Source organism: Bacillus sp. JJ634 (genome assembly GCF_036962285.1).
GTDB lineage: Bacteria > Bacillota > Bacilli > Bacillales > DSM-1321 > Peribacillus > Peribacillus asahii_A.
This window is the reverse complement of record NZ_JBALMU010000124.1, coordinates 1-24331: the sequence shown is the minus strand read 5'-3', so window position 1 is coordinate 24331 and position 24331 is coordinate 1. Positions and strand designations below refer to the sequence as shown.

At 38.1% G+C, this 24331-nt stretch carries 19 protein-coding genes and 1 riboswitch; of the genes, 15 read left to right on the top strand and 4 right to left on the bottom strand.

Annotation, left to right across the window (positions count from 1 at the left end; translation table 11 throughout):
- The first annotated feature begins 364 nt into the window (after positions 1–364).
- Positions 365–471: riboswitch (SAM riboswitch) on the top strand.
- A gap of 110 nt (positions 472–581) precedes the next feature.
- From V7068_RS17575 to V7068_RS17525, 11 genes are all read left to right on the top strand, one after another.
- A complete protein-coding gene (locus tag V7068_RS17575) occupies positions 582–2429 on the top strand; it encodes a bifunctional homocysteine S-methyltransferase/methylenetetrahydrofolate reductase (RefSeq protein ID WP_499713854.1) in 1848 nt (615 codons plus the stop codon).
- A complete protein-coding gene (gene metH / locus V7068_RS17570) occupies positions 2422–5871 on the top strand; it encodes a methionine synthase (protein ID WP_499713853.1) in 3450 nt (1149 codons plus the stop codon). Before V7068_RS17575 ends, metH begins: the two co-directional genes overlap by 8 nt.
- 234 nt (positions 5872–6105) lie before the next feature.
- Positions 6106–6405: a polysaccharide deacetylase family protein gene (locus V7068_RS17565; RefSeq protein ID WP_499713852.1), complete on the top strand. Its 300-nt coding sequence runs from the start codon at positions 6106–6108 to the stop codon at positions 6403–6405.
- Between the two features lie 120 nt (positions 6406–6525).
- Positions 6526–6870 (top strand): polysaccharide deacetylase family protein, encoded by a 345-nt coding sequence (locus tag V7068_RS17560; RefSeq protein WP_499713851.1) that lies wholly within the window; start codon positions 6526–6528, stop codon positions 6868–6870.
- Positions 6871–6933: 63 nt separating this feature from the next.
- The gene (locus V7068_RS17555) at positions 6934–7701 is read left to right on the top strand and encodes a dioxygenase family protein (protein ID WP_252286336.1); all 768 of its coding nucleotides are present in this window, start codon (positions 6934–6936) and stop codon (positions 7699–7701) included.
- A gap of 349 nt (positions 7702–8050) precedes the next feature.
- Positions 8051–10903, top strand: a complete 2853-nt coding sequence (locus tag V7068_RS17550) for a 2-oxoglutarate dehydrogenase E1 component (RefSeq protein ID WP_499713850.1) — start codon at positions 8051–8053, stop codon at positions 10901–10903.
- A 1-nt stretch (position 10904) separates the two neighbouring features.
- Complete coding sequence (odhB, locus tag V7068_RS17545) at positions 10905–12173, top strand: 2-oxoglutarate dehydrogenase complex dihydrolipoyllysine-residue succinyltransferase (RefSeq protein WP_499713849.1); 1269 nt, start codon at positions 10905–10907, stop codon at positions 12171–12173.
- A gap of 218 nt (positions 12174–12391) precedes the next feature.
- Complete coding sequence (locus V7068_RS17540) at positions 12392–14212, top strand: PTS fructose transporter subunit IIABC (protein WP_499713848.1); 1821 nt, start codon at positions 12392–12394, stop codon at positions 14210–14212.
- 186 nt (positions 14213–14398) lie between these two features.
- The gene (locus V7068_RS17535; RefSeq protein ID WP_499713847.1) at positions 14399–14914 is read left to right on the top strand and encodes a cell wall hydrolase; all 516 of its coding nucleotides are present in this window, start codon (positions 14399–14401) and stop codon (positions 14912–14914) included.
- 113 nt (positions 14915–15027) lie between these two features.
- Entirely contained in the window at positions 15028–15672 is a 645-nt protein-coding gene (gene trhA, locus V7068_RS17530) for a PAQR family membrane homeostasis protein TrhA (protein ID WP_127760903.1), read from the top strand.
- 119 nt (positions 15673–15791) lie between these two features.
- Positions 15792–16253: a YusW family protein gene (locus tag V7068_RS17525; protein ID WP_499713846.1), complete on the top strand. Its 462-nt coding sequence runs from the start codon at positions 15792–15794 to the stop codon at positions 16251–16253.
- A 200-nt stretch (positions 16254–16453) separates the two neighbouring features.
- Here the strand turns inward: V7068_RS17525 and V7068_RS17520 are convergent, their stop codons facing one another.
- On the bottom strand, positions 16454–17020 hold the full coding sequence (locus tag V7068_RS17520) for a biotin transporter BioY (RefSeq protein WP_252289997.1): 567 nt from the start codon (positions 17018–17020) through the stop codon (positions 16454–16456).
- Positions 17021–17223: 203 nt separating this feature from the next.
- Here V7068_RS17520 and V7068_RS17515 point away from each other — a divergent pair, with 203 nt between their 5' ends.
- The 3 genes from V7068_RS17515 to ymaG all read left to right on the top strand — a co-directional run bounded on the left by V7068_RS17515 (position 17224) and on the right by ymaG (position 19790).
- The gene (locus V7068_RS17515; RefSeq protein WP_499713845.1) at positions 17224–17745 is read left to right on the top strand and encodes an NfeD family protein; all 522 of its coding nucleotides are present in this window, start codon (positions 17224–17226) and stop codon (positions 17743–17745) included.
- A gap of 20 nt (positions 17746–17765) precedes the next feature.
- Positions 17766–19283, top strand: coding sequence for a flotillin lipid rafts scaffold protein FloT (gene floT, locus V7068_RS17510; protein WP_499713844.1), 1518 nt, complete (start codon positions 17766–17768; stop codon positions 19281–19283).
- 282 nt (positions 19284–19565) lie between these two features.
- Positions 19566–19790: an inner spore coat protein YmaG gene (ymaG, locus tag V7068_RS17505; protein ID WP_499713843.1), complete on the top strand. Its 225-nt coding sequence runs from the start codon at positions 19566–19568 to the stop codon at positions 19788–19790.
- 86 nt (positions 19791–19876) lie between these two features.
- Here ymaG and V7068_RS17500 read toward each other — a convergent pair whose 3' ends face one another.
- Positions 19877–20140 (bottom strand): hypothetical protein, encoded by a 264-nt coding sequence (locus V7068_RS17500; RefSeq protein ID WP_499713842.1) that lies wholly within the window; start codon positions 20138–20140, stop codon positions 19877–19879.
- 109 nt (positions 20141–20249) lie between these two features.
- Complete coding sequence (locus V7068_RS17495) at positions 20250–21869, bottom strand: ABC-F family ATP-binding cassette domain-containing protein (protein ID WP_127760882.1); 1620 nt, start codon at positions 21867–21869, stop codon at positions 20250–20252.
- A 1163-nt stretch (positions 21870–23032) separates the two neighbouring features.
- Here V7068_RS17495 and V7068_RS17490 point away from each other — a divergent pair.
- On the top strand, positions 23033–23551 hold the full coding sequence (locus V7068_RS17490) for a hypothetical protein (RefSeq protein ID WP_499713841.1): 519 nt from the start codon (positions 23033–23035) through the stop codon (positions 23549–23551).
- A 30-nt stretch (positions 23552–23581) separates the two neighbouring features.
- Here V7068_RS17490 and V7068_RS17485 read toward each other — a convergent pair whose 3' ends face one another.
- Positions 23582–24109: a GNAT family N-acetyltransferase gene (locus V7068_RS17485; RefSeq protein WP_127760880.1), complete on the bottom strand. Its 528-nt coding sequence runs from the start codon at positions 24107–24109 to the stop codon at positions 23582–23584.
- Between the last annotated feature and the right edge of the window lie 222 nt (positions 24110–24331).

The window sequence follows — 24331 nt, the reverse complement described above, 5'->3', positions numbered from 1 at the left end:
ATTTACCCCCCAGTGTGTACCCCCTCGAGCTTACAAAATGATCTTTGTTTCAAAACCAGCGAATGCTGGAAAAGTAGACAGGCCAAAGAAGACTATTAAAACGCAATGTTTTGCTAGACATTTTGTCTAGGCTGCCTTGCCATTTCATACACAATTCCTAGAATGTTAAATAAATAATTAGAAGAATGACAAAATAAGGTAAAAAACGAATATTATTCATGATTTGTCTCTCATTCTTAGTTATTTTGTTTGAGAAATTCAAAAATTGACCAGAAGGTATTGAATTTCATCATTATTTCATGTAAATTAAGAATAATTATATTGTAATTTAATTTGAAATGTTTAGAAAAATTTATATAAATCAATCTTATCGAGAGAGGTGGATGGAGGGACTGGCCCGATGAATCCTCAGCAACCAGCTGTGTAAGCTAAGGTGCTAAATCCAGCAAGCGGGCGCTTGATAGATGAGGAGAATGTTTCTTATGAAAACCTTCTTCTTTTATTAGATAGAAGGTTTTTTCTTTTTCTTACACCATCGAAATAAAGCGGAAACTGAATTGTTTTTGGGAAAGGGTGCACATATGGAGTTTCGTAAAGAGCTAAAGCAAAGAATTTTAATTGGGGAAGGAGCAATGGGGACACTATTGTATTCCCGTGGCATCGACCATTGTTATGAAGAATTAAACTGTACAGAGCCTAATCAAATTGAAGCGATTCATCGTACTTATTTGGATGCGGGTGCTGATATTTTACAATCGAATACGTATGGGGCGAATTTTCATAAATTAAAGCGCTATGGATTAGAAGATCAGGTGAGTCAAATCAATCGTCAAGGAATTGCGATTGCTAAAAAGGTTGCACAAGGGAATGCGTTTGTATTTGGAACGATTGGTGCTTCTAGAAGTATTCGAAAATCTGATTTAAGTTTAGAAGAAATTAAACGTAGTTTCCGTGAACAGCTATATAGTTTACTGCTTGAAAGTCCAGATGGATTATTATTCGAAACATATTATGATTTAGAAGAATTGGAAACAGTGTTGCAAATTGCAAGACAGGAAACGGGTATTCCAATTATTACAAATGTGACGTTGCATGAACTTGGGAATTTACAAAACGGTGTTCAGTTAAATGAAGCATTTAAGCGCTTAGAACAATTAGGTTCAGATGTAGTTGGGCTTAATTGTCGCTTAGGTCCGCACCATATGATTCGCGCTTTAGAATCTGTTCAACTTCCAAGCAATGCTGCGCTTGCAGCGTATCCTAATGCAAGTTTACCAGATTATGTGGACGGCCGATTAGTGTATGATGCGGCGCCGGAATACTTTGGCTCAAGTGCGCTTCAATTACGTGACCAAGGAGCATCCATTATTGGAGGATGCTGCGGTACGACACCGCAGCATATTACAGCAATGAAAGCAGCTGTTTGTGATTTAGCTCCAATCGTTGAGAAAAAAATGCAAGCAACGAAAGTGGAAACAATTGAAGTTCGGGAACAGGATCGCACCCCCGCTTTATATGAAAAAGCGAAAACAGAAAGAACGATTTTAGTAGAACTAGATCCACCTAAGAAACTGGGAATCGAAGAGTTTATGAAAGGGTCTAAAGCTTTGAAAGAAGCTGGAGTTGATACGATTACGTTAGCGGATAATTCGCTCGCTTCCCCTAGGATTTCTAATGCAGCGCTGGGTATGTTAATTAAATCACAGCTTGATTTAAATCCGCTTGTGCATATTACATGTCGTGATCGAAACTTAATTGGATTACAATCGCATTTAATGGGCCTACAAACTCTAGGATTAAATGAAGTATTAGTTATTACAGGAGATCCTTCGAAAATTGGTGATTTCCCAGGTGCAACATCTGTGTATGATTTATCTTCTTTTGATTTAATTAGTTTGGTTAAGCAATTTAATGAAGGACTTTCGTATTCTGGACAAAGTCTTGGCCAAAAGACGAATTTTAAAATTGCTGCGGCTTTTAATCCAAATGTGAAATATTTAGATAGAGCGGTTCAACGAATGGAAAAGAAAATTGAATGCGGCGCTCATTCATTTTTAACACAGCCGATTTATTCCACTTCACAGATTGAAGAAGTATACGAAGCAACGAAGCATTTAGAGACACCTATTTTTGTCGGCATCATGCCGTTAACTAGTACTCGTAATGCCGAATTTATTCATAATGAAGTACCAGGAATTAAGTTGCCAGATCATGTTCGCCGGGCAATGGCAGCAGCAGGTAATGACCCAATTCAGGCGCAAAAAGAAGGTGTGGCAATCGCACGAGAACTTGTGGATGCGGCAATGGATAAATTTAAAGGTATTTATTTAATTACTCCATTCCTTCGTTATGAAATGACGGCGGAGTTAACGCGCTATATTAGAACGCTTGATCAAACAAAAACATCTGAGGTGGCAGCATATGAGTAAAAAGTCAATTAACGAACAATTACAATCAAAAATTCTATTACTGGATGGCGCAATGGGTACGATGCTACAAGCCGAAAATTTAACAGCTGAAGATTTTGGTGGAGAACAATATGAAGGCTGTAATGAATATTTAACGCTGACTCGTCCAGATGTTATTCAAAAAATCCATGAAGCGTATTTTGCTGCAGGTGCCGATATTGTTGAAACGAATACATTCGGGGGTACGAGTATTGTTTTAGATGAATACAATCTAGGTACACTTGCTTACCAGTTAAATAAAGAATCAGCAGAAATCGCTGTAAAAGCGTGTGAAGCATATTCAACAGAAGCTTGGCCAAGATATGTGGCCGGTTCAATGGGGCCAACAACGAAAACACTATCAGTTACAGGTGGAACGACTTTTGATACATTAAGAGAGTGTTATGAAGAGCAAGCCCTTGGTTTAATTGATGGAGGCGTCGATTTACTTCTCGTTGAAACATGTCAAGATATGCTAAATGTAAAAGCTGCTTTTTTAGGCATTAAAGGAGCCTTTGAGAAGAGTGGTAAGGAACTCCCGATTATGATTTCGGGAACGATTGAGCCAATGGGAACGACATTAGCTGGTCAATCCATTGAAGCGTTCTATCTTTCTTGCGAGCATATGAAGCCAATTTCGGTCGGTTTAAATTGTGCGACAGGTCCGGAATTTATGATTGATCATATTCGGACATTAGCTGATTTATCAAATAATGCGGTTAGCTGTTATCCGAATGCAGGGCTTCCAGATGAAGAAGGACATTATCATGAATCTCCAACTTCTCTTGCTGAGAAAATGAAGCAATTCGCAGAAAAAGGCTGGGTCAATATTATCGGTGGTTGTTGTGGGACGACACCAGCGCATATCGAAGAGTTATCGAGAGTGCTTCAAGACGTTCAGCCGAGACAACTTCCAGAGCAGCCGCATAATCATGCTGTTTCTGGGATTGAACCGTTGATTTACGATGATTCAATGCGTCCGTTATTTGTCGGAGAACGTACGAATGTCATTGGCTCACGCAAATTTAAAGAATTAATACGCGATAAGAAGTTTGAACAAGCGGCTGAAATCGCCCGTGCTCAAGTGAAAACTGGAGCTCACGTTATTGATGTTTGTTTAGCAGACCCGGATGATGATGAATTAGGTAATATGAAAGCATTTGTTGAAGAAGTGGTTAAAAAAGTAAAAGTACCGCTCGTAATTGATACAACAGATGAACTTGTTTTAGAGCAAGCGTTAAAGTACTCTCAAGGTAAAGCCATTATCAATTCGATTAACTTAGAAGATGGAGAAGAGCGATTCGAGAAAATTGTTCCTCTTATTCATAAATATGGAGCGGCTGTTGTTGTTGGAACAATTGATGAAGAAGGTATGGCTGTTGATGCAGAACGTAAGCTGGAAATCGCTAAGCGTTCTGTAGACTTGCTCGTGAATAAATATGGGTTAAATCCACGTGATTTAATTTTTGATCCACTTGTTTTTCCAGTTGGGACAGGGGATGAACAGTATATTGGATCAGCGCTAGAAACGGTAAAAGGTATTCAAGCGATTAAAGAAACGTTTCCAGATTGCTTAACGATCTTAGGAGTATCGAATGTTTCGTTCGGTTTACCACCGCGTGGCCGTGAAATTTTAAACGCAGTATTTATGTACCATTGTACAAAAGCAGGTCTTGATTATGCGATTGTCAATACAGAGAAATTAGAGCGTTTTGCTTTGATTCCAGAAGAGGAAGTGAAGTTAGCAGAAGCGCTTCTATTCGAGACTTCGCAAGAAACATTAGCAACCTTTACTGCGTTTTATCGAGATAAAAAAGTTGTGAAAAAGGACAATATGGCCAAGCTTCCGTTAGATGAGCGTTTGGCGAATTATATTATTGAAGGAACAAAAGAAGGACTAATCGAGGATTTAGACAAGACGCTTGCTCGTGGAGATGCACCATTGGATATTATTAATGGTCAACTGATGAAAGGAATGGCTGAGGTAGGTCGTCTATTTAACGATAATCAGTTAATTGTAGCTGAAGTGCTTCAAAGTGCTGAAGCGATGAAGGCAGCAGTTTCTCATCTTGAGCCATTAATGGAGAATTCAGAAGACAGCGCGAAAAAAGGGAAAATGTTAATAGCCACTGTTAAAGGGGACGTACATGACATTGGGAAAAACTTAGTAGACATTATCCTATCGAATAACGGATTTGAAGTGATCGATTTAGGAATTAAAGTAACCTCCCAGCAAATTATTGAAGAAGTCCGTAAGCATGAGCCAACGATTATTGGTTTATCGGGCTTGTTAGTAAAATCAGCCCAACAAATGGTATTAACGGCGCAAGATTTAAAACAAGCGGGTATTGATACACCGATTTTAGTAGGTGGAGCAGCTTTATCACGTAAGTTTACTGATTTTAAAATCTCTCCAGAGTATGATGGACCAGTTCTATATTCAAAAGATGCAATGGATGGACTAGCTGTTGCCAATGTGTTGCATGACCCAGCGCAAAAAGAAGTATTTTTAGAAGAAAACAATGAGAGACGAAATAAGGCGATTGCTAATGCAGCGATTGCAGCGACGATGGAAAAGCCGGAACGGAAAAAAGCTGCTGCACCAGCCATTTCTGCTGCACCGGTTAAAGTACCGCAAGATCTTAAACGACACGTTCTCAAAGATTATGCGTACGATGTTGTTCAACCATATATTAACCGCCAAATGTTAATTGGACATCATCTTGGGTTAAAAGGTAAAGTAGCTGAAATGATTAAACAAGGAAATGAAAAGGCGATTGGGCTGAATGATTTAGTTGATGAGTTAATTGAATTCATTAAAAAAGATGAAGAATATGGATTAAATAGTGTGTTCCAATTCTTCCCTGCCCAAAGCGATGGAGATAAAGTATTAGTTTATAATCCGGATAATCATGAAGAAGTGTTGGAAGAGTTCGACTTTCCAAGACAAGCAAGCAGCCCTAACTTATGTTTAGCTGACTTTTTGAAGCCTGTATCTTCAGGAGAAATGGATTATGTTGGTTTCTTTGTCGCGACAGCAGGTCGTGGCATTAGAAAATGGGCGGAAAAATGGAAGGCAGAAGGCGATTTCTTAAAAAGTCACGCGATTCAAGCACTTGCTCTTGAAACAGCAGAAGGCTTTGCAGAAAGAGTGCATCAGGTGATGAGGGATTCATGGGGCATTAGTGATTCAATCGATATGACAATGAGAGAGAGGTTTGCTGCTAAGTATATTGGACAGCGTTTCTCATTCGGTTATCCTGCATGTCCTAATTTAGAAGACCAAGAAAAATTATTCCGACTATTAAAACCAGAAGATATTGGTGTTCAGTTAACGGAAGGTTGTATGATGGAGCCAGAGGCTTCTGTATCAGCTATTGTTTTTGCCCATCCAGAAGCACGCTATTTCAATGTAGAGAAATAATTTCTATTAGGCAGCGGCATAAAAAACCGCTGTCTTATTATGTATGAAAAATAATGAATGGTGTATTTTATGTAAGAAGGTTGCGTCGTTTGGTTTAAGGCTTTGTTAAACAATGTTGTTAATAACATGACTTTTGTTTTATTTTACCTTTCAGTAAAGTTGCCAGGTGAAATGATTCGAAAATTAACAACATCCTTATAAGAGAGCCTTGTTCAAAAGAAAGGACTGTTTCTTATGATAAAAACATCTATTCGTACGTTGTTAATTTTGATTAGTTGTCTAGTTGTATGTATGGTTTTTACTATAAGGTCTGGATTAGGGCAGACAATTCCGGGGGAGTTAGATCCACTCATAAAGTCCGATCGGTCATTGAAGAAGGCTTATTTGACGTTCGATGATGGACCTTCGACAAATACAATGAAGATACTGGATATTTTAGATCGATATCAAATAAAAGCTACTTTTTTTGTGATGGGAAATAAAGAAGCCTATGCGGAGAAATGTTATCAAGAAATCGTTGCAAGAGGTCATTAGATTGCGCTGCATTCTTATTCTCATGATTATAATGTCATTTATCGTTCAAAAAAAGATTTCTTTCAAGACTTAAAAAGATTAGAATTATTACTAAGCGCCAAATATGGAGTTAAAACCCATTTGGTCCGCCTTCCAGGGGGATCCGGTAATCAACTCATGTATCGAGCAGCTACGAGACCTGTTATAAAAGGGATATTGCAGGAGTTAAAAGATACTGGGTATGTGTATGTAGATTGGAATGTGGATTCAAAAGATGGAATAAGTCCGTTAACGAGTCAGCAAACCATTACCCAAAATGTACTGAGTAATGCGAAGCATCATAAGCAGGCTATTATTTTACTACATGACATCAATAGTATGAAAAATACTGTAAAAGCTCTTCCAACAATTATTGAAGGATTAAAGGAAGAGGGGTATATATTTGATATAATTGATGAAATGACGCCCCAAATACAGTTTAATTAAATGGAAACGCTTTAATTAACAGCAATAATTGAATGACCTTTTAGAAAGGAACAGTTTGTTAGTATGAGACCTTCACTATTTTTATCCCATGGGACACCATGGCTAACAATCGAGGACAATCGATATACGGAATTTTTAAAAGAATATGTTGCTCAACATGAAAGGCCAGATGCGATTGTTATCATTTCTAGTCATTGGAATAGATGCGATCAGGCTGTTTCTGCTGTCAAAAAACATGATATTAGCTGTGATTTTATTGGCCACCCGGATAAGGTGACGCAAATCACCTATCCGGCAGCTGGTAATATCGAGCTCTCTGATCAAGTTCTGACTCTATTATCTCGTGTAGATATATTTGGAGAATTTGATGAGAATAGACCGCTAGATTATGGAAGTTGGGTGCCGCTACATATTATGTATCCAGAGGCTGATATACCGGTTGTTTCGCTATCGATTAATCCAACCTTATCTTTAGCAAAACAATACGAAATTGGTAAGTCTCTTGCTGCATTAAAAGAAGAAAATGTATTAATTATTGCAAGTGGCGGAATTGTATATAATTTGGATCATATTCAGTACGAGATGAATGTTGTCGAAGGCTGGGCTATTCGATTTGTTGAATGGATAGAGAAGCACGTTATGAATTGGAATTTAAAAGCGCTGTTTCAGTTTCAAGAAGAGGCTCCTTTTGCTTTTGATGCAGTGCCGAACATTAGTGAATTGATTCCGCTAATCATTGCAATGGGAACCGGAGATAAACAAAGAAATCCTACATTGTTACATCGAAGTTTTCAATTTGGGAATGTTAGTTTATCAGCTTTCGAATTCTAGTAAAATGATTAGAAAAAACAGCTATTTTAACAGTTAAATATAAAAAAAGAAAAATCTTTTTAAGTGAAAAAATAACGTAAATAAGAAAAAAAGTTTGTTAAAGGCGAAATATGACGAATTAAGCAGATTTATAGGTTTTGAGAGTTATTTTTGTTCGTTTTAACCTTTGGATATTTCGACAAAAACATGTTAATATAACATCTGAAAACGTTTTATCCTTAATAATTTTTACAGTTTTATGACAATTACTTTTAAATCTTAACTTATTTATACTGTCATACGAAATAGAAATTTGGGGATGGATAAAACGATAGTAAAAAATTATGAGAGAAATTTGGGGGTTTACGAGATGACCATCAAGGATGCTAAGGCATACGACTCATGGAAAGCTTTTTCAGGTCCAAACCTTGGGTATGTGATAGGACAATATGATCTATTCCAAACAAACCCGGAAGAAGTTGATCCTGAACTGAAAAACTTTTTCGAAATCGCAGGTCCTCCTTCACTTGACGCTACAGTAGGAGCTGCACTTGCAAATTCAACAGTACAATCAGCTGGAGAAGTTCTTCCAATGAAGAAAATTATGTCAGCTGTCAAATTAGCGGAGAATATTCGTACATATGGACACCTTGCAGCGAATATTTACCCGCTAAAAGATACGCCTCTGAATACAGAGCAAATTGAATTTGAAAAATTTGGTTTAACAGAAGCCGACTTAAGAAAAATTCCGGCTGATTTAATCTGTCCACAAGCGCCTGCAAGCGTGAAAGATGGATATGAAGCCGTTGAATATTTGAAACAACTGTATACACAAACAATCGCTTTTGAATTCCACCATGTCAGCGATGTAGAAGAACATGAATGGTTGAACGAAATGGTTGAATCACGTCAAATGTTCCCAACTTTGACAAAAGAGAAAAAAGCATCATTACTTAAACGTTTGAGTGAAGTAGAAGGTTTTGAGAAATTCCTTCACCGTACATTTGTTGGTCAAAAACGTTTCTCTATCGAAGGGGTAGACCCATTAGTTCCAATGTTAGATGAAATGATTTCTGAAACAGTACAACATGGTACATCGAATGTAAATATTGCGATGGCTCACCGTGGTCGTTTAAATGTACTTGCTCATGTACTAGATAAACCTTATGAAATGATTTTCTCTGAGTTCCAACATTCACCTAATAAAGATTTAGTTCCTTCAGAAGGATCAATCGGTGTAACATTTGGTTGGACAGGAGACGTGAAATACCATTTAGGTTTAGATCGTCAAGTTACAAAAGAAAGTACGAAAAAAGTAAGACTTACACTTGCAAACAACCCAAGTCACTTGGAAGTTGTTGGACCAGTTGTAGAAGGATACTCTCGTGCAGCTCAAGAAGACCGTACGCAAAAAGGGTACCCACAACAAGATGTTTCGAAGTCTCTTGCTGTGTTAATTCATGGGGATGCGGCATTCCCAGGGGAAGGTATCGTACCGGAAACATTAAACTTAAGCGGACTAAAAGGATATCAAGTTGGTGGAACGATTCATATTATCGCCAACAACCGAATTGGTTTTACAACGGAAAGTGAAGATTCACGCTCTACAAGATATGCAAGCGATATGGCTAAAGGATTTGAAGTGCCGGTTGTACATGTAAATGCAGACGATCCAGAAGCTTGCTTAGCTGCCGTGCATCTTGCTGTCCTATATCGTGAAAAATACAAAAAAGATTTCTTAATCGACCTAATTGGTTACCGTCGTTTCGGTCATAACGAAATGGATGAGCCATTAGTAACTCAACCGCAAACATATGCATTAGTTCATAAACATCCAACACAAAAAGAACTTTATGCAAAACAACTGATTGAAGCGGGAGAAATCACAGAACAAGAAGCAAAAGCATTAGCAGAACAAGCAGATGCTAAGCTTTTAGAAGCATACAACAAAGTATCTGGAAACAAACCAGAAGAAGAATTTGAATTAGATCCACCAGCAACAATTGCTAATGGTCTACCTAAAATTTCAACTGCTGTTTCAACAGAAGAGCTTGTAGAAATTAATGAGCAGCTTGTTGCATGGCCAGAAGGATTTACACCTAATAAAAAATTAGGAAAAATTCTACAACGTCGTCTAGACTCATTTGGTGAAAATGGAAAAATCGACTGGGCACATGCTGAAACATTAGCTTTTGCATCTATCTTAAAAGACGGTACGCCAATTCGTTTAACTGGACAAGATTCAGAGCGTGGTACGTTCGCACAACGTAATATTGTTCTTCATGATAGCGTTACTGGTCAAACATATTCACCACTTCATACAATCGAGTCTGCTAATGCATCATTTGCGGTTCATAACAGTCCGCTTACTGAAACAGCAGTTCTTGCTTTTGAATATGGTTACAATGTATTTGCACCGGAAACACTAGTATTATGGGAAGGTCAATTCGGTGATTTCGCGAATACTGCTCAAGTTATTTTTGATCAATTTATCGCGGCAGGTCGTGCGAAATGGGGTCAAAAATCAGGTCTTGTTATGCTATTACCACACGGGTACGAAGGACAAGGTCCAGAGCATTCAAGCGCTCGTTTAGAACGTTTCTTACAATTAGCTGCTGAAAATAACTGGACAGTAGCAAACTTAAGCTCTGCAGCGCAATACTTCCATATTCTTAGAAGACAAGCTAAGATTTTGGAAAAAGAAGAAGTACGTCCACTTGTTATTATGTCTCCTAAGAGTATGTTACGTAACCAAGTGATGGCTTCTGCACCAGCAGAATTTAGCTATGATGAATTCCAAACATTCATTGAAACAAAAACATTAGGTCAAAATCCAAAATCAGTAGAGCGTATCGTATTTGCTACTGGTAAATTAGCTGTTGAGCTACGTGATAAAGCAGCTACTCAAGAAGATACAGACTGGTTACAAATTATTAGCCTAGAGGAAATTTATCCATTCCCATTCGAAGGCATTCAAGAAGCACTGAAAAAATATTCTAAACTTAAAGAAATCGTATGGGTTCAAGAAGAACCTAAAAATATGGGCGCATGGACGTTTGTTGAGCCTAGACTTAACGCAGCAGCACCGAACGGTCTTACTGTATCTTATATCGGAAGAAAACGCAGATCTAGTCCATCCGAGGGAGATGCACTTGTTCATAAACAAGAACAAAATCGTATTATCGCTCAAGCACTTACGCGCAATCTAGAGGGGGAAAAATAAGATGGCTGAAGTAAAAGTACCTGAATTAGCAGAATCCATTACGGAAGGTTCGATTGCACAATGGTTAAAACAACCTGGTGATCGTGTAGAAAAAGGAGATTATATCCTTGAACTTGAAACGGATAAAGTAAACGTTGAAATTATTTCAGATTACGCTGGTACACTTACAGAGCAGTTAGCTGAAGAAGGCGATACAGTTCTAGTTGGTCAAGCAGTTGCAACAGTTGATGAAAGTGGTGCAGCGGCAGCACCAGCAGCGCCAGCTCAAGAAGCAGCACCAGCACCAGTTGCTGAAGCGCCGGCAGCGCCTGCGGCAGCACCAGCAGCATCAGCACCAGCACAAGGTGCACCAAAAGAAGAAGCAGTACCAGGACAAGGTGTAATCGCTTCTCCAGCAGCTAGAAAATTAGCTCGTGAAAAAGGAATTGATTTAAACGCTGTACAAGTTGTTGATCCATTAGGACGCGTACGTGTTCAAGACGTAGAAGCAGCTAATAATGCACCAGTTCAAGCAGCGCCTGCGGCAGCACCAGCACCAGCTAAAAAAGCTGCAGCTCCAGAGGTAAATGACGATCGCGTAGAAGTTATTAAAATGACTCGTCGTCGTCAAACAATTGCGAAACGCTTAGTACAAGTACAGGCTGAAGCAGCAATGTTAACTACTTTCAATGAAGTAGACTTAAGTGCAGTTATGGAATTACGTAACCGCCATAAAGATGCGTTTGTGAAAAATCATGATGTTAAACTTGGTTTCATGTCATTCTTCACAAAAGCAGTAATCGGTGCATTGAAACAGTACCCATTATTGAATGCTGAAATTCAAGGCGACCACATCTTGAAAAAGAACTTCTATGATATCGGTGTAGCCGTATCTACAGAGGAAGGTCTTGTTGTACCAGTTGTTCGTGATGCAGACCGTAAAAGCTTTGCTGAAATCGAAAAAGATATCTCTGACTTAGCTGTTAAAGCACGCAACAACAAATTAGGTCTTTCTGATCTATCTGGCGGTACATTTACAATCACAAATGGCGGAACATTTGGTTCTCTATTATCAACACCAATCTTGAATGCACCTCAAGTGGGTATCCTTGGTATGCATACAATCAAAACACGCCCAATCGCTGTTGGAGATAAAATCGAAAACAGACCAATGATGTATCTTGCATTATCTTATGATCACCGTATTGTTGACGGTAAAGAAGCTGTTGGCTTCCTTGTAGCCGTTAAAAATATGCTTGAAGATCCAGAACAACTTCTTCTTCAAGGGTGATTAAATGATTTGGAAAAACCCTCTGTCAAATGACAGAGGGTTTTTCGTCTTAATAAATTTTTTTACCCCACACTTAATAGGGCATTAAGATTTCCACTGATGGAAGTTTCACTTTATACACAAAACTGTAAAAATTTAATTGCTATGATATTAGATTGGTTATGCGTATTCTGATATGATAAAAAGGGAGGATGCGAGGAAGGATGTAGTAAAACGGAATGAATATAACAGATTTAATTAAAGCAGATACAATTATTATGGATCTACAGGCTACATCGAAACGAGCTGTTATAGATGAGTTAGCGAACCAATTAGGAGCTGTAGATCGAGTAATAGATGTTGAACAGTTTATTGCAGCACTTTTAGAGCGTGAAGAACAAGTGACGACAGGAATTGGGGATGGAATGGCTTTTCCGCATGCTAAATCAGAAGCTGTGAAACAGCCGGCGATTTGCTTTGGTAAATCCGAATGCGGTATTGATTTTCAGTCGCTTGATGGAAAGCCTGTTCATTTGTTTTTTCTAATTGCGGTTAATGAACAGGGAGAGATGGATTATCTCGACACACTTTCTACCTTAACGACTTTTTTATTAGATGAACAATTTCGGACACAATTAATGAATGCACAAACGAAGGAAGAGGTCTTAACTTTGTTTCGGGCAAAAGAATACGAAGCAAAGAAGGCATCTGCGAAAAAAATTCTTGCGGTAACCTCTTGTCCAACAGGTATTGCTCATACATATATGGCTGCTGATGCTTTAAAGAAGAAAGCAGAAGAGCTGGGCATTGATTTTAAAGTTGAAACGAACGGCTCAACAGGTGTTAAAAATGCCTTAACAGCTGCAGAAATAGCAGATGCATCGACGATTATTATTGCTGCTGATAAACACATAGATATGAATCGTTTTCGTGGAAAAAGAGTAATTGTTGTGCCTGTTGCAGAAGGAATACGACGTCCAGAAGAGCTGCTGAATCGTGCGGTATTAGAAGAAGTTCCGATTTATCAAGGTCATGAAGAGATTAAATTTGCGACGAAAGGATTTTTTATTTATAAGCATTTAATGAATGGTGTTAGTAATATGCTTCCATTTGTTGTCGGCGGCGGAGTGTTACTTGCTTTGTCGTTTATGTTTGGCGTGAATCCTGATGATCCAAGTTATCACCCATTTGCAAAGGCTTTACATGATATTGGTGGAAGTACAGGAGCCTTTTTCTTACTTGTTCCCGTACTTGCGGGATTTATTGCTAGCAGTATTGCCGATCGACCCGGGTTTGCTCCTGGAATGGTTGGAGGCTTACTTGCAGCTAATGAAGGAGCCGGTTTTCTCGGTGGTCTTGTAGCTGGTTTTTTAGCAGGCTACATTGTTCTCTTGTTGAAGAAATGCTTTGTTTTTTTACCTTTTTCACTACAAGGAATTAAACCTACTTTGCTCTATCCGGTATTTGGGGTCTTAATTACTGGTCTATTTATGATTTTTATTGTAAACGAGCCAGTAACAGCAATCAATGAGGCGTTAACTGTTTGGTTGAAAGGGCTTTCTGGGACCAATGCAATCATGCTCGGTATGATTCTTGGAGCGATGATGGCGATTGATTTAGGGGGTCCGCTCAATAAGGCGGCATTTACTTTTGGGCTGGCCGCAATCGAAGCGCACAGCTTTGGACCACAGGCGGCGATTATGGCGGGAGGGATGGTCCCTCCACTTGGAATTGCGATGGCGACAACTCTCTTTAAAAGTAAATTCACGGAAACAGAAAGAAAATCGGGTATGACCAATTATCTTTTAGGTGCTTCCTTTATAACAGAAGGAGCGATTCCTTACGGAGCAGCAGATCCAATACGTGTTATTGGGAGCTGTACCATTGGAGCGGCTATAGCAGGTGCACTAACCATGCTATTTGAAATTACATTGCCTGCTCCGCATGGCGGAGTATTTGTTATTCCTCTTGTGAATCATCCATTACTGTATTTAATCAGTATATTGATTGGTTCGTTCATTACAGCATTGCTATTAGGTATATGGAAAAAACAATTATAGACGATGCAAGGAGCTACTTTATGATAGCTCCTTTTCTTTTTTATCTTCTATAGAAATTTGAAGAAAAACACGGTTGCAAATAGCTTTTTGTATAATAATTCCTTTTTTTCCTTGGTAATATTTTAGCCCTGAATTCTCTCTTTAAGTTTGTTATTCTAATTAAGGAGCTAAACGAGGAGGGATATAATGAAATACACGTATATAATGTCATTTATTGTGACAGCTATTATTGTTGTTTTAAGTCTTTTCACTCCACGCGAAATGCCGTCGAATACAATATCCGCTATAGAAAAAAAACCTCATATACAATCAAATAAAAATGAGAGCAATCAGTTCTCTAAACCATTAAAGAAAGAAGAGAAAGAATTATTAGCAAGACTTGTTCACGCAGAAGCAAAGGGTGAACCATATCAAGGAAAAGTTGCCGTTGCCACGGTTGTGTTAAATCGTGTAGAGCATGAGGATTTTCCAGATACGGTTCATGAGGTAATTTATCAAAAGAATCAGTTTCAACCAGTGGCGAATGGCCATATCAACCAAAAGCCAAGTAAGGAAGCTGTTCAAGCCGTGGATGACGCTTTGGAGAATCATGATGAATTAACGGATGCTCTTTACTTTTGGAATCCAAGTATTTCAGATGTTGAATGGATGAATACACTGGATGTTGTAAAAGTGATTGGGGATCATCATTTTGCAATTTAAATGGAGAAGAGAAGGACCGTTTGCACAGTTTAAGACGTTGTGTGTACGGTCTTTTTTATGTAGAGTTTTTGGCTTCATAGGGTATAATAGGGAGAAGAAGGAGGGTTTGTATTATGGCAAATACGCATGTGTTTACCCGAAAAGAAGAGCTTGTGAATGCTATCACACATGGGATTGGTGTGTTGCTTAGCATCGCAGCTTTAGTATTTTTAATTATTTACGCTGCACAGCAAGGGACGGCTTGGCATGTTACCTCTGCAACCATTTATGGGGTGTCAATGCTCCTGTTATATGCTTCCTCTACGCTTGTCCATAGTTTTCCTGAGGGAAAAGTAAAAGATTTGTTTGAAATTTTTGACCACTCTGCTATCTATATCTTTATTGCAGGAACGTATACACCGATTATGTTGCTTGTTATTAAAGGGGCACTTGGCTGGACATTGCTCGGTATCGTGTGGGGAGTAGCTGTTGTTGGTGTAGTGTTTAAAGCCTTTTTTGTGAAAAAGTTTCTTTTTATCTCAACGATTTTGTATATTGCTATGGGATGGCTTATTGTCATTGCCTGGGAGCCTTTAACAGCTACGTTACCATCGGCAGGTATTCAACTTCTTGTTGCAGGGGGCTTATTGTACTCATTTGGGGCAATATTTTATGTATGGCGAGCTTTTCCTTTTCATCATGCGGTATGGCATATTTTTGTATTAGCGGGCTCTGTCGCTCATTTTTTTGCTGTATTATTTTATGTGATTCCTCAGTAAGAAACAGGTTTGTGATAAATCTGTTTTTTTATTTTGTCTACATTTTTAATCGGATCTCTGTTTGAGAAGTGAACAATTAGGAAATAGCTAATATATACAACTTAAGGAGGGGTAACAATATGAAAAGTAAACTGAAACTTGTACCATTCTTAGCCGTTATCATGTTAGCTGGTTGTGGAGATCAGGATGAAGTAAATAATCCACCAGCTGAGAATAATGAGACAACAGAGAATAATACCCAAACGAATAATGAGACATCAGCCTTTTCGTTTAAAGAGTTTGAATTAGATGTAGATTACAAAGGGACGAATCAAGATTATGAAGTTGAATATGATACTTTAGAGGGAAAAACAGAGGCGTCTATTGAAGATTCTATAAATGACAAAAATCTTCATGGAGATGAAGCGATGAAAGAGTTAACGCCACTGTTTGAGCAATTAACATTTAATCAAGATACACCGCAAGCGGAAGTTATCCAAGAAGTATTGAAGGTGTTTCAGTTAAAAGATGATTATCAAGAATTTGACCTTGAAGTAACATTTGAGGACGGCACGAAAAAACAATATGAGCAACACCAATAATGAAGAAAGAATGGCGCGGCATACATACGTTGTCAAACAAGTGTTAATATAGTAAAATAGTCTTTATATAACAAAGGGGTTATATAAAGATATTCTACTCGGACTTATGGGGATAGGGCCGTAATCGATAGTGAACTATCGTTAGTAAAAAAGCTACCACTAAATTATTTAGTGGTAGCTTTTTTTTTACTAAATATTTCCTAAGAAATAGTCGCTTTTTTCGGAAGCATTTTGGCAGTTTCAAGTCTCGATCGAATTAAAATGCCAATCCATGCAGCTAAAAAGGCCTTAATGATACCTCCGATGATAAAAGGAGCAAACCCTCCTAGAAAAGCTGCTTCCCACGTTAAAGAAGCAAAAAACTTTAACCAAATAGTACCGATTGTTAGGTTAATAATCATTCCAACGATGTTTGCAACAAAAGCCGTCGAAATACTAAAGCGTGTTTTTTCAAGAATGAATCCGATAATGAAAGCAGAAATGACAAAGGAAAATAAGAATCCACCGGTTGGCCCGAAAAGTTTGCCTAGTCCTCCAGTCATTTGAGCATATATAGGTACACCTGTTGCACCGATAAATAAATATAATACTACAGAATATGTACCATAACGTGCACCTAAAATGGTGGCAGCAAGCCCAATAGCAAGTGTTTGACCTGTGATTGGGACAAGCGGTAAGGGAATGATAAGTTGAGAAAAGATACCTATTAATGCAGCAAATAAGGCGATAATCATCATCATTCGCAGCTTTTCATGGCTGTTATTCATAATAGCCTCCTATTGTAAACTATAATTGTATTTTTAGTTAACAAATAAAATTTTAATAGGATTTAGGAAAACTGTCAATCTATTTATGGATTTTACCATAATTATGAAACTTTAGGCGGAAGTGATGCGTATAGAATAGTAGAGTTAACCAAAAAAAGGGGATAGTTGAAGGGGTAGGGATTATATATATAAGGGTGAAGCTTATGGAGATATTTGGTGTGTCGTTGCAAACAGCTTATCTTTATGGACTTATTATTTCAGGAGCAGTTACATTTCTTTTTATTTTATTTCATGATGTGTTTAGCGGTTTTGAACTCCCCGACATTTTTAATCCGACGCTTGTTTTTAGTTTTTTCACACTCTTTTTTGCTATTGCTTTTCTTTTTACATGGGGTACAGGACTTCATGAATGGCTCGTAGCTAGCTTATCATTTGTTATTTCCCTAATCATGGTAACTTTATTGAATCTATTTATTCTTATACCGATTTCAACTGCTGAGGAATCGCTTGCCTTTACAGAGGATGATCTTCAAGGAAGGGTAGGACGTGTTTTAACGGCTGTACCGGTTGATGGATTTGGTGAAGTGTTAATTGAGAGTAATAGTGGGAATATTGCTAAACCTGCTGCAAGTTATAACAATGAGGCGATTCCTTTTGACACGAAGGTGCTCGTTATTGAAGTGAAAGAAGGCGTTTTATATGTTATCGCTTATAAGCAAATTTAAGGGGAATGAGGAGGTTTGCTATGATTTGGATTGTTATTGCGGTAGTTGCTTTTTTATTGATTGCTCTATTAGCCGTTTTTGTGACCAAATATCGTACAGCTGGTCCAGATGAAGCTTTAATTGTAACCGGGAGTTATTTAGGCAATAAAAATGTGCATATTGATGAATCCGGCAATAAAATTAAGATTGTTCGTGGTGGAGGTGCTTTCGTACTTCCTGTTTTTCAACAAGCGGAACCTTTAAGCTTATTATCCAGTAAGCTCGAAGTCTCGACACCGGAAGTATATACAGAACAAGGTGTACCTGTGATGGCGGATGGTGTATCTATCATTAAAATTGGTGGTTCAATTACAGAAATTGCAACGGCAGCCGAACAATTCCTTGGGAAATCGAAAGAAGATTTAGAGCAGGAAGCTCGTGAAGTATTAGAAGGTCATCTTCGTTCGATTTTAGGGTCGATGACCGTTGAAGAAATTTATAAAAATCGTGAGAAATTTTCGCAAGAGGTGCAGCGTGTAGCTTCTCAAGATTTAGCGAAAATGGGGCTTGTTATTGTTTCTTTCACGATTAAAGATGTTCGAGATAAAAACGGTTATTTAGAATCATTAGGAAAACCAAGAATTGCTCAAGTGAAGCGTGATGCAGATATTGCGATGGCCGAAGCGGAAAAAGAAACGAGAATTAAGCGAGCGGAAGCCGCCAAGGATGCCCAAAAAGCTGAGCTTGAACGCGCTACAGAAATTGCGGAAGCTGAGAAACAAAATAAACTGAAGATTGCGGAGTATCGCCGGGAACAAGATATCGCCAAAGCTCGTGCCGACCAAGCATATGATTTGGAAACAGCACGAGCGAAGCAGGAAGTAACCGAACAAGAAATGCAAATTCGGATTATTGAACGTCAAAAGCAAATTGAGCTAGAAGAAAAGGAGATTTTGCGAAGAGAGAAGCAATATGATTCTGAAGTGAAGAAAAAAGCGGACGCTGATCGCTATGCTGTAGAGCAAGCCGCATCTGCGAATAAAATGAAACAAATTACAGAGGCGGAGGCTAATAAATATAAAGTTGAAGCGATGGCGAAAGCAGAAGCAGAGCGGGTTCGTATGGATGGGCTTGCTAGAGCTGAAGCACAAAAAGCGCAAGGGGAAACGGAAGCGGAAATCATTCGCTTAAAAGGGGTTGCCGAAGCGGAAGCGAAGCAAAAAATTGCTGAAGCATTCGAGCAGTTCGGCCAAGCGGCTGTGATGGATATGATTTTAAAAATGCTTCCTGAATATGCGAAGCAAGTAGCTAGTCCACTAGGAAATATTGATAAAATTACGGTTGTGGATACGGGGGGCAGCAGTGAAAATGGCGGTGCCAATAAAGTTACAGCTTATGCAACGAACTTAATGTCTACCTTACAAGAATCTTTAAAAGCTTCTTCAGGTATTGATGTGAAAGATTTGTTAGAGAATTTCTCTGGTAAACAAATGATGCTGCCGGAAAAAAGTGTTAACGAAACAATGCCTGTTAGTCGAGAAAGTACAGCGGATAATTAAAATAAAGTGAAACTTCCATCAGTGGGGAGCCTTCATCTTCTGCTGGTGGCTAGTTAACCCAATCCGACCTTTACGGGCAGAGTTATATCCCTCACCTGCCTTCTTGTTTTTCGTATAAGCTGGAGGCGGGGGTTTACTGCCCGTTAAGTGTCGGGTAAACATGGGGAAGGGCATAGGGCTCTTCCTTTTTAGTATTTCTAAATATTAGCCTAAGCAGAGCAGGTAAAGCTTGCATAGATTTTAAGGAAAAAAGATATTTACTATATAGGGGAGGAAAAGAATATGAATCCAGAATTACAATCTGTTCCGGTTTCATTTGATATACATAATGAAAGACGTCCATTTGGCCGCCTAGGATTTGGTTTTGGGCGCAGACCATTCGGCTTTGGTTTCGGTGGATCGTTTTTCGGTGGTTTTCTAGGAGGGCTTGCGGCAGGTGCTTTACTTGCAGCTCCATACGGATATGGTTACGGATATCCATATTATTCATATCCATATTATTGGTGACGTTTAAAAGACCAGGATAGTCCTGGTTTTTTATTTGATGATGTTAAAATAATGATGTGAACTTGGCAGCATCATGAGAGTTTTAATTAGTAAAGGTATCTAGCATTATGAAAAGATTGTAATTCTCTCTTTAACGAAGTATAGTGAAAGGTCCTAAAGTGAAAAGCAAATTCATCAAAGAATAAATGTTGTTCGGGGTCAAAACTGTAACATTCTAAAAAATGCTCAATGATAAGTGGTTGTTCCACTGTATCAAATAGTCCTGTTACATCAATTTGATAATGAAATTGTTCATAAAGATTATAATAGCCTGTATTGTCAAAAGCTTGTTTAATTAAGTGTGTATCCATGAACTTTACGCCTCCTGTATCAATATACCTGTTTTTTATATCTTTTATTCAGGAGAAGACGGAAAAAACGCACAGCCAAGATGTTTAGCTGCGCGTTCTTTGAGAAGATTTATTGATACATTTCAGCAATTTGCTTTTGCAAGTCTTTATTATTTAAGTACTCATCGTATGTCATTTGTTTATCAATAATGCCTTTAGGTGTAATTTCAATAATACGGTTTGCAATTGTTTCTGTAAACTGATGATCGTGAGAAGCAAAGATTAAAGAACCTTTAAAAGCAATCAGTCCATTATTCAAGGCTGTGATAGATTCTAAGTCAAGGTGACTCGTTGGTTCATCTAACATTAATACGTTTGAGCCGCTTAACATCATTTTAGAAAGCATACAACGTACTTTTTCCCCACCGGATAGAACACTTGCTTTTTTCATTACTTCTTCGCCAGAGAAAAGCATGCGGCCTAGGAAACCGCGTAGGAAATTTTCTGTTTGATCATTCGGTGAGAATTGACGTAACCAGTCTACTAATGATAACTCGCATCCTTCGAAGAATTCTGCGTTATCTTTCGGGAAGTAGGCTTGAGAAGTCGTTACACCCCATTTGAATGTACCGCTATCAGGCTCCATTTCACCAGCAAGGATTTTAAATAATGTTGTTTTGGCAATTTCATCTTTACCAACAAGTGCAATTTTATCATCTTTATTCATAATAAAGCTTACATTGTCTAATACTTTGACACCATCAATCGTTTTAGAGATACCTTCGACACGAAGTAGATCGTTTCCGATTTCACGATCTGGTGTGAAAGCAACATATGGGTATCGACGAGAAGATGGTTGAATATCATCTAACGTAATTTTATCGAGTAATTTTTTACGAGAAGTTGCTTGACTTGATTTGGATGCATTCGCACTAAAGCGAGCAACGAATGCTTGTAATTCTTTAATTTTCTCTTCTTTTTTCTTATTTGCATCTTGTGCCATTTTAAGAGCAAGTTGACTAGATTCATACCAGAAATCATAGTTACCAACATAAATTTTAATTTTACCAAAGTCAAGGTCAGCGATATGTGTACATACTTTGTTTAAGAAGTAACGGTCATGTGAAACAACAATCACGGTATTTTCAAAGTTAATTAAAAATTCCTCTAGCCATTGAATGGCTTTTAAGTCAAGGTGGTTGGTCGGCTCGTCAAGAAGAAGAACGTCAGGTTTTCCAAATAGCGCTTGGGCAAGTAATACTTTTACTTTTTCGCCACCTGTTAATTCTGCCATTTTCTTATAATGAAGATCTTCACCAATTCCTAATCCTTTAAGAAGGATGGCTGCTTCTGAATCAGCTTCCCAACCATTCATATCAGCAAATTCGCCTTCCAGCTCAGCTGCTCTCATACCGTCTTCATCTGTAAAATCCTCTTTCATGTAGATTGCATCTTTCTCTTGCATTACTTGATACAATCTCTCGTGCCCCATAATAACCACTTTCAATACTTCTTCTTCTTCATATTCGAAATGGTTTTGTTTTAGGACAGCAAGGCGTTCGCCTGGCCCCATGTGAACGTCGCCAGATTGTGCTTCAATTTCACCAGAAAGGATTTTTAAAAATGTAGATTTACCAGCCCCATTTGCCCCGATTAATCCATAACAGTTACCAGGTGTGAACTTTATATTAACATCTTCAAATAGTTTACGGTCACCATAGCGTAAACCAACATTATTTACAGTAATCATTTATTTACATTCCTCCAAAAAGTCAATGGTATCAACGTTTCTAGCACTTTCTTTAACTATTTTTGACGTTGAATTGCACGAGGCACAGTTTACAACCGTGTATATTTTAAACTGTGCCTCGCTAAATTGTACCCTATTTCAGTGAAAAGTTAAAGGATTGTTCGGTGAGGTCGGAAAGATATCATAACTTATAAGTAACTGGGTATGAGAGAACTCGTGGATATTTTAAAAAACAAGAGCAGCGGGCATCCTACAGGGTGCTTTTTTGTGTGTGCCAGGCATGGCAACTATCTAGGTGGTGAAAGCCCACTGTGGGGGACGCATCGACCAACCACTAAGGAAGCGTAAGGGTTTAAGATGAATAATAAATCATAAAATAAAGCTCGTTAGAATATATATTAGGGGCTATATACAGTTTGTGTATGCAATGACCACCGAAAATAGATTTTTTACTAATTATTCAAGGGCTATTGTTCTTACACTCCTTGAGGTAGAGGCATCTCTGTTGATTTTTTGATAAATCATCTTAGGAGAAGTTTATAGGCTCTATAGGGAGTGAGGAATCTTGAACTCCCCCCACTTAGCTAACGCTTGAAGTGGGGGGATTCCTACGAACACCAGTGTATCCACTAGTTATGGAGTAGGCTCTACCCGTAGTCCCTACGGTGAAAGCAGAAATATCTTGTACGTTGACTCCCCACACTCCCTACTCTGCTTGGTTTTCGCTACTTCGGTGAGTGTGGGGCGATTAGAACGTTGAAGATTTTACCTAGCAGACGTTTTTCCTGCTAGAACCCATATCTTCAGTTTTCAAAGACCAACTTACAAGTATAGAATAGTGCGAATGTTCGTATTGTTTAACCATTTTGGCTAAAGCCAACCGACATTCATCCCCCACTTACTCATTGGGCTACGCCCTTCATATTCCTTGAAGTGGGAGTCTTCTGTTGGGAAATGATAAAAAACTTCTTTTGAAACCCATAGGATAAAAGGACTAAAAAAAGAGAAAAGTAGGTTATTTTTCAATTTTTATGAAACTTTTTGATAGGTTTATTCGTTTAACTAGTAGGTACTGTTAACTAAAATGGTTCATCACCATTTAACAGTGTTCTATACATAGCTAAATACTATAAAAGCAGTTTGAAAGGAGGGAAGTGTAGGAAGTGCCGATAAAATATATAATTGTTCTCATATATGCTTGTTTTCTTTTAGTCTCCTGTTCAACTCCTATTTCACCATCCGCTCAAGAAGATAAAGAATTAGCGATGATTGAAGAAAAATTGTCTCTAAAAGCGAAAGTATTTGAATTAGAAGAGCAAATTCGCTGTATGCAAGAAAAGGAAGATATCGCTTATTTAGTAGATGGAGAGATATATCGTTTCTTATTGGCTGTACAGGATCAAAATATTAATGAAGTAGAAAAGCGGGTTACTGAAGAAGCAGAAGTACAGTCTACACATATTACTTTTGAAAATGGGACCTCTCTTTTTTACCGGAATTTTAATGAAGAAAATCGAATTCAGTATTTACGATTACGCAAATATAACCTTCATGAGAATACAGGCAGTTTTCTTTACGAATTTTACCAGGGGAATAAAGAAAGTCAAATGGTTTTAGTATCTATTGATGTGGTGAAGGAAGAGAAAAGCTGGAGAATTAGGCATGTGACAAAGGAGGTTTAATAGGTGTAAAGGGAGTTGGAAAGCCTCCCTTTACAACGTTACTTCTCTCATTAAATCATGAATATTTTCCCATGCATAAGCTACTTGAATTAGTTCTTTTCCATAGATAGAAATCGGTTTTGACGCAATAAGTTTTCCGCCCATTGAGGTATAAAAAGCGCGATTTACATTCTCTTCTAATGCCCAAATGACGACATTTTTATACTCCTTTGTAATTAAGATATCAAGAATGGGCTTGATAAGCTGTTTACCAATGCCTTGTCGTTGATACTCCTTCAAAATATAAATCGCGTAAATTTCCCCTTGATAAACAGGGTCTCTCGTTTGCTCGGTTCCACCAGCAGCAAAGCCGATAATTTCTCCATTGGCATTTTCCGCTACAAAGATCGCAGAATGGATGGTCTTTAAATTTCTTCTCCAATGCTTTGTCCGGCTCTCAATCGTTAATGAGTTTAAATAATCATCGGGAATAATGCCTGCATATGTAGAGCGCCAAGTTTCAACATGAACATGGGCAATGCCGGTTACATCTTCTTCCGTAGCTTTTCTAATGTTCAAAAAATCACTTCCGTTTTTTGTTTAGTTACAAATATGATGGTGTTGATTTTTAGGTTTCTCTCCTGTTTATGGAGCTTTTATCCACCATATTATTTAACATAACCTTAATTATATTAAACCGTATACAAACATGTCACCTTCTATGTTTTTTAAACTGTACATAAGTGGTACACTAGTATACTGTTTAAGATTATAAAGTAAAAATATAGGGGAGTTTTTTAT